Below are 12,042 nucleotides of genomic sequence, written 5' to 3'. Positions count from 1 at the left end.
CTTCTTGTCTGCCATGACGTGGTCCTTCCCGGACAGGATCGACGTCCTGTCCAACGGACCACACCCAGGTCAAACACGGAAATCTACGCAGTCCCAGGCTAATGCTCCAGCCGGGGATGTTGACCTCGACTGAGCTGCGGTTTGGTGCGGTTGGGGGTAGGAGGGCAGCCACCGTCGATATGGACGGTTGTGTGGACTGACCATGACGCAGCGGTGGCTGCCGGATACAGGGTAGACGCCCAGCGGTGGCGGGTGTTGTTCGACGAGCTGATGGTGACGGTCGGGCGGCGTTTCCGCAGGCCCGAGCCGCGCCGCCGGGTGCGTGACTTCGTCCGCGGGCTGTTGGCGCCGCTACCGCGGAAGAACTGCTGGAGCATCGCTGAGCACGCCGGGGACGCCGGCCCGGACGGGATGCAGGACCTGCTGACCCGGGTGACGTGGGACGACGCCGAGGTTCGTGCCGATGTCCGCGAGTTCGTCGGTGAGCATCTCGGTGATGTTGAGGCCGTGCTGGTCATCGACGAGACGGGTGATCTGAAGAAGGGCCGGCACACCGTCGGGGTGCAGCGGCAGTACTCGGGCACGGCCGGGAAGATCGAGAACTGTCAGCTCGCCGTGCACCTGGTATATGCCACCGAGGCTGGGCACGCGATGCTCGACACGGCCCTCTACCTGCCGAAGTCGTGGTGCGACGATCCCGATCGCCGCGCCGAGGCCGGTGTTCCTGAGCAGGTGCGCTTCGCGACGAAACCGCAGCTGGCGGCCCGCATGATCGCCGCCGCGGTCACCGCTGGGCTGCCGTGCCGATGGGCGGCCGGCGACGAGGCCTACGGCAGCGACCCGCGGCTGGCCGCCCGGCTGCGTCAGCTACGACTGGGCTATGTCCTGGCCGTGGCCTGCTCACATCAGGTGATCACCGGCCTCGGCGTCTACCGCGTCGACGCCCTCGCCGCCGAGCTTCCCGACACCGCCTGGCAGCGGATGTCCGCCGGTCGAGGCGCGAAAGGCCACCGCTACTACGACTGGGCCTTCATCGCCCTGCCCCATGCCACCGACGCCCACGGCGGGCACCACTGGCTGCTGATCCGCCGCAGCCGCCGCACCGGCCTTCTACCGCTGCTGGTCACCAGAGGTCGTCGCCCTGCGCACTCTCGTCGCGGTCGCCGGCCGCCGCTGCAAGATCGAGGGATCGTTCCAAGCCGCGAAGACCGGCCTCGGCCTGGACCAGCACCAACACCGCCGCTGGACCTCCTGGCACCGCTGGAGCACCCTGGCGATCCTCGCCCACGCGTTCCTCGTCGCCGCGACCGCCGAGCACCGCCACCGCTACCAGCCGGTCGGGCTGATCCCGCTGACTGTCAACGAGCTACGCCACCTGTTCCACGTCCTGATCATCGAACCCACCCGCCGACGCTGCGACCCGCTGCTCTGGTCAATCCGCCGACGCCGCCACCAAGCCAGAGCCATGACCAGCCACTACGCCCGACAAGCCCTCATCGAGCCGTGATCACGATCCTCGGCTGGAGTACTAATCTTTGCGACTGCAAGGTGCTTGCCATAGATGCTGCCGGGTGGAATCGGATAACGAATCCGATGCGGGTCCATGAGCACCAACGTCATGAGCCCGACACTCGGAACCCTTCAGAAAGAACCGAAGAACCGATCCCACCAACTCGGCTCCCCAGAACCATGGAAACGCAAGCAAGTGGATCCGTCATAGCGAGTCGTAAGAAGTTCTTCCGGAATCGTGACGTACCCCGATTCAGCGAGAGCTTGCTCTACCGTCTCAAGGTCACTTACGTCAAGCTCACCGTCAGCACGAGCTTCATCCGTACTCAAAAAAGCGCCAGGATTATCGGCCGCTACCATGGCCAACGGCTTGAACTTGCTCACCAGGACAACGATCCTCGTCCCACAAACTGTAGCCTCCCCCGGCACTTCGATCCGCCCATATTGTGCGGAGTCCTGGATGTTTTGATCGAGTACACAACGCGCCGAGAAGCGAGAACCGACCTGTACAGCCAGGCGGCTGAATGAAGCTGCAGCCTCGGCCGCACTATAGCCAGCCGGAGCTTCTGGCCATTCAGGATCATCCAGACACCGCAGCATCTTCATGAGATCCGCATCTCTCTCCATGACCCTCCAATGATCAAAGTGGCGCACTCGGATCGGAGTGAACCATTTCCTCAGTGCGGAAATGCCGTGAGCACCCTTCCCGTGAGAGGCTCGTAACGCACCAGAATTCTCACTCCCCCTACGGTCCCGACAACATTCTGAACCGCAGGTTCTCCCTTTCTGGTCTTCAGAGTTCTCTCAGCATGCACAGCAGATCCCTTGTACCAAGTCCTTTGACTATTTGGACTCGTCACTACGTCAGCAACCGCGTTTAGAATCCGGTCATCAGACCATCCCTTCGGGAAATGGTCCTTACCCGCCGCCCCGGGGTACCTGTGATTCTCAAGGATGTGATCCGACCTCTCGTCACCGATCAGCCCTCGACCAATTCCGCAGTTGCTGTTGTGGACGAGCACCGGCGAAGCCCCCGCCAGCACATAGTACGTGTGGATACCACTGACAGTCAGGTTGTAGGCCAGCCCGGTGTGGCCGGTGACCAAGCGAAGTCCGATGACGGGCCGCGTTCCGCCGTTTGCGGTCTTGAGAAGGTCACCTGCGTCGAGTTCGTCGGCGCGCTGCCACTCGCGGTCCGTGTGGTTCCAGAAGGGGTGGTCCTCAGTTGTCACGATCGAGGCGCCCACCAAGTCGAGCCTGATCAGGTCATCCGCGTGGACCCAGACGTGCGTGACGACTCGCGGTCCACGCTCACCCGCCTCCGGGTCCGAGGCCATTACCTCATCGCCGGGCTCGATCTCATCGAGCCGCTTGGTCGACCCGTCGGCCATGATCACCTTTGTGTCACCGCTGAAGCTCTTGCAGCCGCAGTTGCAGCTCTCACCCCCGCTCGTAAGCTCTAGACCCCGTCCAGAGCCACGCCCCCGTGAACCACCCCTCCTTCCGAACAAGTCGCCGTCGGGCAGAGTTTCCGCCAAAGAGCCGATGTAGGGGTTGTAGAGTTCCTCGATCCATTCCTGGCACCCGTCAGGACGGCCCATTTCGTGACAGATGTTCATGGCCAAGGCACGTTCTTCCTGCGCCATCAGCACGTCGTTTGCAATGCCGAAGTTGCGGCCGAACCATGCACCCCGCTGCTCGTTCCAGCCGGTTTCGCGAGCGATCCCAGCATCGTGCTCACCACCAGCAACACCCTTGCGATCTATGCCCGCGCCGCGGACGGCTGGGTCTGGGGCACCAACCAGACCACCGCTGGCGGGGCCTTCGGCCCCTGGAAGCGGATCGGGGTGGGCGGATCCGGTGTCACCGGCCGTCCTTTCGTCACGAAGGCCGCCAATGGAGCCATCGCCATCTATGCTCGCGGGAGCGACAAGAAGATGCACGGGGTGAGCCAGCCCTCGCCCGGCGCCGCGTTCGGCACGTGGCTGACGACCGGTGCCGGTGGACCCGCCGCCGGATTCGTCGGTGATTCGGCCGCGCTGCTGGGAGCGAACGGAACCCTCGTGCTCTACGCCACCGGCGCGGACGGAAAGATCTACGGTGTGGGGCAACCGTCCGCCGGCGCCGCCTTCGGCACCTGGTCGCTTGCGGGCTCGGGACAACCGACCGCCGCGGGCGACCCGGCAGTGCTGTTGACCGGCACCAACAAGATCGTCATCTACGCCCGCGGCACGGACGGAAAGGTCTGGGGTGTCGGGCAGTCGACCGTCGGCGGAAGCTTCGGTACCTGGGCCACGATGGGGGCTGCCCCGCCGGCGGACGGCTTTGCGAGTGACCCGAGCGTGGTGCTCGACGGAAATGGCGCGATAGCCCTGTTGGGCCGCAGCACCAGCAACAGGATCTACGCGACCGACCAGCCGAGTGTGGGAGCCGCGTTCGATCCTTGGACGGAGATTCCCTGATCGAAGGTGGTGCCGCAGCCGACAAGGCGTGGCTGCGGCACCACCACAGATCGTCCAACTCCGATCGTCACCGGGCCGACGGCCGGATCATCCGGAGGTCGGTCCGTCACACTCCATAGAACGCGCGGTAGCGGCGGATCAGCCGCCACTGCACCAGCACCGCCGCCACGGTCAGCAGGATCATCACCAGGGTCGCGGCGGCGGCGTAGCCGTAACGCAGGTACTCGAAGCCAGTGCGGTAGACGAACAGCGACAGGTAGGTGGTGGCGTACGGGGGTGGGCCGCCGTCGGTCACCACGAAGGCCGGCACGAAGGAGAAGTGCAGGCTCTGGATGGCGTCGCGCACCGCCAGCAGCCCCAGCACGGGCGCCATCAGCGGCAGCGTGACCCGGCGGAACACGTCCCAGCCGGTGGCGTCCTCGATCGCCGCCATATCGTAGACGTCGCGGGGCAGCGCGCGGCGGGCGGCCAGCAGCACCACGAAGGTCTCGCCGATGGTGAACAGGCTCATCAGCACGATCGCGGCGCGGGCGTCGGTCGGGTCGGTGAGCCACTGCGGCGGGGTGCGTCCCAGCGCGGTCAGGCCGTTCTCCCCGCCCGTGCGCAGCAGCTGGTTGATCGGGCCGTAGAGGGGGTTGAGCAGCCAGAGCCAGAGCAGCCCGTAGGCGATCTCCGGCACCGCGGTCGGCAGCACCGCCGCCGTGCGGGCGCCGCCGACGCCGACCGCGCGGCGGTGCAGCAGCAGCGCCAGGCCGAGAGCGAGGAGCACCCGCAGCGGTACGGCCACCAGCGCGAAGACCAGCGAGTTGGTCAGCGACACCCGGAACACCGGATCGTCCAGCAGCGCCGCGAAGTTGTCCAGCCCCACCCAGCGGGGCGGGCGCAGCAGGTCGTACTCGGTGAAGGCCAGCGCCAGGGTGACGGCGGCGGGCAGCAGCACGAGCCCGACCAGCCCCACCAGGTACGGCGTGAGCATCAGCGCCAACTGCCGGCGCGAGCGGCGGTCGGTCGTCGTCACGGGGCGTACCGGCGGCCCGAGGCGGCGTGGAAGACGTGCACGTCGGCCCAGCGCACGCCGACGCGTACCGGCGCGCCCCTGCCGGGCCGGCGGGCGGCGGGCACCCGGGCGACGACGGGGTGCCCGCCGGCGAGCCTCAGGTACGCGTACGCGTCCTCGCCCACCACCTCGACCCGGTCGACGGTGGCCGGCGCGCCGTCGGTCGCGCCCAGGACGACCGCCTCGGGCCGGAAGCCGATCTCCATCCCGTCGTGGTCCGCCCCCGGGGCGGGGGCGCCGTCGGGGCGCAGCGGACCGTCGGCCGGGAGCAGGTTCATCGCGGGGGAACCGACGAAGCGGGCGACGAAGGTGGTGGCCGGGGTGCGCCAGATCTCGTCGGGGGTGCCGACCTGCTCGATGCGCCCCTCGCGCAGCACGGCGATCCGGTCGGCGAGCACCAGCGCCTCGGTCTGGTCGTGGGTGACGTGCACCATCGTCGCGCCCAGCCGGTCGTGCAGGGCCCGCAGCTCGGCGCGCATCTGCACCCGCAGCGCCTGGTCGAGGTTGGACAGCGGCTCGTCGAGCAGGAACACGTCCGGCTCGCGCACCAGCGCCCGGGCCAGCGCCACCCGCTGCCGTTCGCCGCCGGAGAGCTGCCCGGGCCGCCGGTCCAGCAGCCCGGCGCAGCCGACCGTCTCGGCCGCCGCGCGGGCCCGCTCCCGGGCCGCCGCGCGGGGCGTGTCGCGTACCTCCAGGCCGAAGGCGATGTTCTCCGCGACACTCAGGTGCGGGAAGAGCGCGTACGACTGGAAGACCATCGACACGTTGCGCCGGCCCGGACGCTCGGCGGTGACGTCCCGGCCGGCGATGCGGACCCGCCCGGCGGTGACCGGCTCCAGGCCGGCGACGACCCGCAGCACCGTCGACTTGCCGGCCCCCGACGGGCCGAGCACCACCAGCAGCTCGCCCCGGGCGGCGGCCAGGTCCACCTCGTGCAGCACGGTCGCGCCCCGGTACGCGGCCGAGACGCCGGCCAGGGCGAGGCCCGGATCGCTCACCCGTGCTCCCCGCGGGCGAAGATCGGCCGGGTCTGCCGGTCGAGGTCGCGGATCACGTCGTCGAGCCGGTCGCCCCGGTGCATGGCGTTCTCCAGGATGCCGTAGGTGACGTCCTCGATCTCCGGCCAGGTGGAGACGGTCGGCAGCGCCCGGACGGTGGGAATGGCGTCGAGGAAGACCTTGGCGCTGCGCGGCGGCTGGGCCGGGCTGAGGAACGCCGGGGACCGCGACACCCCGATGTGCGACGGGACGGTACGCCCGGTGGCCGCGATGATCCGCTGCCCCTCCTCGGCGATGGCGAACTCCAGGAACCGCCACGCAGCGTCCTTGTGCTTCGCGCCCCGGGTCATGCAGTACGCGTCGGAGTGCAGCACCCCGACCTGCTCCTTGTAGACGGGCAGCGGCGCGACGTCCCACTCGAAGCCGGTGATCGAGCGGAACGTGGTGGTGGAGCGGCGGGAACTCATCAGCATGGCGAGCCGGCCGTTGGCGAAGCGCGACTCGTCGTCCTCGGCCTCCACCTCCTCGTCGGTGGGCACCACCCCGTACGCCAGCCGCAGGTCCACGAGGTTCTTCAGCGCCTCCCGGGCAGCCGGGGTGTCCAGGGTCAGCCGGGTCGGCTTCGCCGGGTCGTCGACGATCTCGCCGCCGCCCGACCAGACGAACGGGGCGAGCCGGATGATCGACGGCTCGACGCCGAGGCCGTGCACGGCCGGGCGCAGCGCCGCGCCCTCGCTCTCGGTGGCCTTGACCACCACGCCCCGGGAGTCGCGGGTCATCGCGGTCGCGGTGGCGACCAGGTCGTTCCAGGTCCAGCCGGCCCTCGGCTCGGGCACGCCGTGCTTGGCGAACAGGGTGCGGTTGTAGTAGACCGCCAGGCTGGAGACGTTCTGCGGCAGGCAGAGCTGCCGGCCCTGCCACCGGAAGGCATTCCAGGCCACCGGGTAGTAGTCGGCCGGGTCGACGGCCTCGGAGGCGGCCAACCGGTCGTCCAGCGGCTCGATGACGTCCTTGGCGGCGAACTGGCCGTAGAAGCGGTAGTTCATCAGGAACGCATCCGGCGGGGCACCGCCGGCCACCGAGGTGGCGAGCCGGGCCAGCAGGTCCTTGCGGTCGCTGGCCTCGACGAGCTGCACGTCGGCGCCGGGGCGGGCCTTCTCGTACGCCTCGACGAGGGTGCGGTATGCGGCGAGTTCCTCGGGGGCGCCGAAGACCAGCAGCCGCACCGGCCCGTCGGCGGACGACCCGGCGCCGGAGCCGCACCCGGTGGCGGCCAGCACGGCGGTGAGCAGCAGCGCGAGCAGGGCCTTCGGTCGCGTCGTCGGTCGCATCGTCAGTCTCGTCCCGTCGGGTCGTCGTGGTGGAGGAAGCGCCGCTGGGCGAGCACGAAGACGGCCAGCGCCGGCACCGTGGCCAGCACCGCGCCCGCCAGGAACACCGGGAAGTTCGTCGGGTCCAGCACCGACAGGGAGCGCAGCGCCAGCGGCAGGGTGAACAGGTCGCGGTCGTAGACGTAGACCAGCGGGTCGAGGAAGTTCGACCAGGTGAGCACGAAGGTCAGCGCGGTGAGGCCGGCGGTGACCGGGCGCACCAGCGGCAGGGCGACCCGCCACCAGGTGCGCAGCGGCGACAGGTCCGCCACCAGGCAGGCGTCGTAGAGATCGGTCGGCAGCGCCCGGAACGCCAGGAAATAGACCAGGACGTAGAGCGGCGAGGTGCCCAGCAACGCCGGGGCGACCAGCGGCACCAGGGTGTCGGTCAGGCCGAGCATCCGGAAGATCGCGAAGCGGGGCACGAGCAGCGCCGTTGCCGGCACCATCAGCGCGACCAGGGAGGCCGCCACGACGACGCCGGTCACGCGCGGGGCGATCCGGGCCAGCGCGAAGCCCGCCAGGGAGGCGACGAGCACGCTCAGCGGCACGGCGACGACCGCTACCAGTACCGAGTTGAGCGAGGCGCGCAGCAACCCGCCCAGCTCGACGGCCTGCCGGTAGCCGGTGGTGGAGACCGGCTCCGGCACGAGCTGCGGGGTGGGCGGCGGCGGCAGGCCCGGCTCGGTGAGCGAACCGGAGACCAGCAGCAGCAACGGTGGCACGAAGACGAGCAGGACGAAGGCCGCGCCGAGCGTCCGCCAGGCGCGGCCGGCCGCCCCGGGCAGCGGTGCGGGGCCGCGCGCGCGGCCCCGCACCCTGTCGTCGCCGATGGTCGCCTGCCTCAGAGCGTGAGCTGCCAGGCGCCGAGGCCGTGCGAGGCGGCGTAGAGCACCCGCTTGCCCGGCACGATGGTCAGCCCGGCCACCTCCACGTTCGGCATGCCCCGGGCCGCCTTCACCCAGGTCGTGGCGCCCTTGGCCAGCCGCAGCACGCCGAAGTCGGTGGCCGCGTAGAGGGTGCCCGTGACGTCGTCGCGGACCAGGTCGGTGATCGGCTGGTCGCCGAAGTCGTACGACCGGTCGGTCCAGGTCGCGCCGGCGCCCGCCAGCCGCACCTCGAACGCGTGCCCGAGGGTGGCCGGGGTGTTCGAGTTGAAGCCGCTGTAGGAGACCCACGCCCGCGCCGGGTCGGCCGGGTCGACGTGGACGCTGGTGACGAAGCGGTTCGGCGTGGTGGCGGTGTCGATCCGCGTCCAGGTGACCGCCGAGGCCGGCTCGGCGTCCACGTTGCGGGACACGAAGACCCGGCCGGTGCTGGTGGCCGCGTACGCCGTGGACGAGTCGGAGGCGACCCGCTCGACGACCGAGACGGCGCCGCCGGCCCGGTCGCCCCACGCGGCGTCGGTCAGGTTGACCGTGCCCAGCGGCGCGAAGTCGCCGCACTGCGCCTCGAAGGTGCCGGTCCAGGTGTTGCAGATCCGGTCGGCCTCGGCCAGGCTCCGGTCGCCCAGCCCGAACGTCTTCGTCCGGTAGACGGTGCGCGAGGTGCCGGCGAAGATCGTCCCGCTGACCTTCGGGTCGCTGACCACGGGCGCGTAGAACAGGGTGCCCGGGTGCCCGAAGACCGGGTCGGAGATCGAGATCCAGCTGCCCACGTCGCCGTTGGCGAAGTTCACCTCGGGCGAGGCGTCGTAGAAGGTGTGGAAGCGGAACTCCGGCCTGCCGACGTCGAAGCCGGACGCGCCGCCGTCGCCGATCATCGTGTTGACCCAGCGTCGGCGCTCGCCCTTGTTCTCCCAGGTGCCGTTGTCCTGGGTGCCGCCCTGCAGCAGCCGGTGGTCGTGCGGGCTGGCCGAGAGGCTGATGAACTGCAACGTGTTCATGCCCTTGTTGATGCCGTCCAGCTTCGACGGGATCTTCGACAGCATCTGCCGGCAGCGGTCCTTCTGCGCCTGCGTGGTCAGGTTGCGGTCCGGGTTGTCGCACCAGGCCGACCGGTCCACGAACTGGCCGCTGGAGCGCATCACGCCGCCGTCGTTGGCCTCGAAGAACTGGTACGGGTTGCGCGGGTTGGTGACCAGGGCGTGCTGGTCGGGGTGCAGGCCGTTGGGGTGCAGCTCGTCGGTGCCGTCGAAGGTCATGTCGGTGCCGCTGACCCCGGCGTCGGTGGAGAGCACCACGGCCCGCTTGTGGGCGACGGTCTCGCCGTAGACGTACGAGCCGCCGGTGTAGACGATGTCCGGGTGCCCGGCCGGGGTGTGCACGAACACGTCGTACCAGCACTGGCCGGTGCACTGGTTGTAGGTGGCGTAGCCCGGGTCGGCCGGGTTGGCGCTGCTCAGGTCGGCGAACGCGGGGGCGCCGCCGGCCACGTCGTCGCTGCGGAACAGCCGCGAGTACGGGTTGCCGAGGTTGCCCTCGTAGACGTACATGCGGGTCTTGCCGTTCGGCAGGGCGGTCACGTCGATCGCGGCCCGGGTCTGGAAGACCGCCGGGTTGAGCGAGGGCTTGATCTGCGTCCAGGTGGCGCCGGCGTCCGTCGAGCGCCAGACCCCCCGGGCGTACGAGGAGGCGTAGACGGTGTCCGCGTCGCGCGGGTCGAGCTTGACGTAGCGCACGCCGCGCGGCGAGCAGGTGGCGGTGTTGCCGTACTCGGCGGCGCTGCCCGTGCACTGCGTCGCGTCGGCCGAGCCGTTGTGGATGAACTTCCAGTTCGCGCCGCCGTCGGTGGACTTGTAGAGGCCCCACTTCTCGGCGTCGGGCACGGGCCGGGTGACGCCGGTGCAGCAGGAGCCGGACATGCCGCGCAGGGCGGTGGTGGTGGCGACGTAGAGCGTCTTCGGGTCGCCGGGCTTGACGGTGATCTCGCCGATGCCCTTGCCGGCGAGGGCGTCCTTGCCCAGCGGGCCCTTCCAGGTGACGCCGCCGTTCGTGGACTTGTAGAGCCCGACGCCGGCGACGCAGCCGGAGGCGCAGGTGTTGGCCTCGCCGGTGCCGACGTAGATGGTCAGCCCCGTCTTGTCGTTGCGGTCGATCTTGACCGAGCCGGCCGCGTTGATGCCCAGCGGCCCACCCAGGTAGAACCACTTGGGCTCGGCGGCGAGGACGTTGAGGGTGCCCCAGACGCCGCCGCCGGCCGGCGTGACGTACGCCCGGCAGAGCAGGGCGTTGCAGTCCGGGGCGATGTCGATGGAGGTGACCCGGCCGCCCGCGACGTACGCGTTCGGCACGTAGTTGCCGGCGTTGCGGAACTCGGTGAACGGGTAGAGCGCCTCGCTGGGGCCGATGTTCGTCCAGCCCCGGGTGCCGCCGGCGCGCCGCTCGGCGGCGGCGTACGCCGACTTGGAGCGGTCGACCTGGGCGATGCTGATCGTGTCGGCCGGGTACGCGCGCTCCAGGAACTCCTGCTGCGCGGCGTTGCCGGGCCCGTCCGGCGACATGCCGTCGCTGCCCGGCACGGCCTGGCGCAGCCGTTCCATGTGGGCGCCGAGCGCGCCCGGCATCTCCCCGTCGCCGGCCGCGGCGACGGGGGTCGGCACCTCGGCGCCGGCGAAGTGGATTCCGATGAGACCGGTCGACGCCACCAGGGCACCGACCGCCAGTCCTGCGAGCAGATGACGACGTCTGCGCTTCACGAGGTCCCTCCGGCAGATGACGGCGCCACTCAGCGCGACCCTCCGGAATGCCGACCGCCGCTGGCAGCGTCCACGGTGGAGAATGACAGAGCGCATCGACGCAGGCAATCCTCTGCATGGACGGGGATCGACGCATGGTTGCATTCGCATGGAACGGGTAGTGCGCCGGCATGCCATCGCGTTACGAGAACTATCCGCGGATCGCCATCGTCACCGGCGCGGACTCCGGCATCGGCCGGGCCTGCGCCGTCGCCCTCGCGGAGGCCGGCTTCGACGTCGGCGTCACCTGGCACCGCGACGCCGGGGGCGCCGAGCGGACCGCCGCCGAGGTACGCGCCGCCGGCCGGCGCTGCGAGGTCGCCGAGCTGGACCTGACCCGGCTGCCGGGCGCCGACGCGGTCGTCGACGAGCTGGCCGACCGGCTCGGCGGTCTCGGCGTGCTCGTCAACAACGCCGGCACCGGGGCGTCCACGCCCTTCGTCGACACCGGCTGGGAGCAGTGGCGCGAGGTGCTCTCCGTCGACCTCGACGGGCCGTTCCTGTGCGGGCAGCGGGCCGCGCGGCGGATGCGGGCCGCGGGGCTGGGCGGACGGATCGTCAACATCACCAGCGTGCACGAGCACGCGCCCCGGGTCGGCTCGGCCGCGTACTGCGCCGCCAAGGGCGGGCTCGGACTGCTGACGAAGGTGATGGCGCAGGAGCTGGCGGCGGACGGGATCACCGTCAACGCGGTCGCCCCGGGCGAGATCGCCACGCCGATGACCGGCCAGGAGGACGTCGACCCGTTCACCGAGGAACGTCCCGGGGTGCCGGTCGGGCGGCCCGGCGACGCGCGCGAGGTGGCCGCCGTGGTCGCGCTGCTCGCCTCGCCCGCCGCCGCGTACGTCACCGGCGCGTCCTGGCCGGTGGACGGCGGCATGCTGATGATGGGCCCGCAGGCCAACGCGCTGGAGTCGCACGACTGGCGCTCGGTACAGGGGTGAGGCGCCGCCGCGCCGGGGCGCCCCGG

General features: G+C 70.5%; 9 protein-coding genes and 1 pseudogene. 3 read left to right on the top strand and 7 right to left on the bottom strand.

Translation table 11 applies throughout. The features are described 5' to 3' along the window. The first annotated feature begins 270 nt into the window (after positions 1-270). Positions 271-1,507 (top strand): annotated as a pseudogene (locus AB0B83_RS28930) (IS701 family transposase). Positions 1,508-1,641: 134 nt separating this feature from the next. Here the strand turns inward: AB0B83_RS28930 and AB0B83_RS28925 are convergent. Both AB0B83_RS28925 and AB0B83_RS28920 read right to left on the bottom strand, forming a co-directional pair. Continuing rightward, the gene (locus AB0B83_RS28925; RefSeq protein ID WP_357580810.1) at positions 1,642-2,115 is read right to left on the bottom strand and encodes a hypothetical protein; all 474 of its coding nucleotides are present in this window, start codon (positions 2,113-2,115) and stop codon (positions 1,642-1,644) included. A gap of 71 nt (positions 2,116-2,186) precedes the next feature. Next, complete coding sequence (locus AB0B83_RS28920; RefSeq protein ID WP_357580812.1) at positions 2,187-3,128, bottom strand: polymorphic toxin-type HINT domain-containing protein; 942 nt, start codon at positions 3,126-3,128, stop codon at positions 2,187-2,189. On the opposite strand from AB0B83_RS28920, the gene AB0B83_RS28915 reads away from it, so the two are divergent. After that, positions 3,114-3,971 (top strand): hypothetical protein, encoded by an 858-nt coding sequence (locus tag AB0B83_RS28915; protein WP_357580809.1) that lies wholly within the window; start codon positions 3,114-3,116, stop codon positions 3,969-3,971. The genes AB0B83_RS28920 and AB0B83_RS28915 overlap by 15 nt on opposite strands. Positions 3,972-4,077: 106 nt before the next feature. Here the strand turns inward: AB0B83_RS28915 and AB0B83_RS28910 are convergent, their stop codons facing one another. From AB0B83_RS28910 to AB0B83_RS28890, 5 genes are read right to left on the bottom strand one after another with little or no spacing between them, the layout of a single operon-like run. Continuing rightward, the gene (locus tag AB0B83_RS28910) at positions 4,078-4,947 is read right to left on the bottom strand and encodes a sugar ABC transporter permease (RefSeq protein WP_357580811.1); all 870 of its coding nucleotides are present in this window, start codon (positions 4,945-4,947) and stop codon (positions 4,078-4,080) included. Between the two features lie 38 nt (positions 4,948-4,985). Further along, entirely contained in the window at positions 4,986-6,026 is a 1,041-nt protein-coding gene (locus AB0B83_RS28905; RefSeq protein WP_357580808.1) for an ABC transporter ATP-binding protein, read from the bottom strand. Then, complete coding sequence (locus AB0B83_RS28900; protein WP_357580807.1) at positions 6,023-7,357, bottom strand: sugar ABC transporter substrate-binding protein; 1,335 nt, start codon at positions 7,355-7,357, stop codon at positions 6,023-6,025. The genes AB0B83_RS28905 and AB0B83_RS28900 overlap by 4 nt, the downstream gene beginning before the upstream one ends. A gap of 2 nt (positions 7,358-7,359) precedes the next feature. Next, positions 7,360-8,214, bottom strand: coding sequence for a carbohydrate ABC transporter permease (locus tag AB0B83_RS28895; RefSeq protein WP_357580806.1), 855 nt, complete (start codon positions 8,212-8,214; stop codon positions 7,360-7,362). Positions 8,215-8,240: 26 nt separating this feature from the next. Continuing rightward, complete coding sequence (locus AB0B83_RS28890) at positions 8,241-11,033, bottom strand: sialidase family protein (protein WP_357580805.1); 2,793 nt, start codon at positions 11,031-11,033, stop codon at positions 8,241-8,243. Positions 11,034-11,203: 170 nt separating this feature from the next. On the opposite strand from AB0B83_RS28890, the gene AB0B83_RS28885 reads away from it, so the two are divergent. After that, the gene (locus AB0B83_RS28885; protein WP_357580804.1) at positions 11,204-12,016 is read left to right on the top strand and encodes an SDR family oxidoreductase; all 813 of its coding nucleotides are present in this window, start codon (positions 11,204-11,206) and stop codon (positions 12,014-12,016) included. Positions 12,017-12,042: the final 26 nt, after the last annotated feature.

Origin of the sequence: Micromonospora sp. NPDC049060 (assembly GCF_040649055.1) — a bacterium.
Lineage (GTDB): Bacteria > Actinomycetota > Actinomycetes > Mycobacteriales > Micromonosporaceae > Micromonospora > Micromonospora reichwaldensis.
Note: the sequence above shows the minus strand (reverse complement) of the source record. Positions and strands in the feature narration are given on the sequence as shown.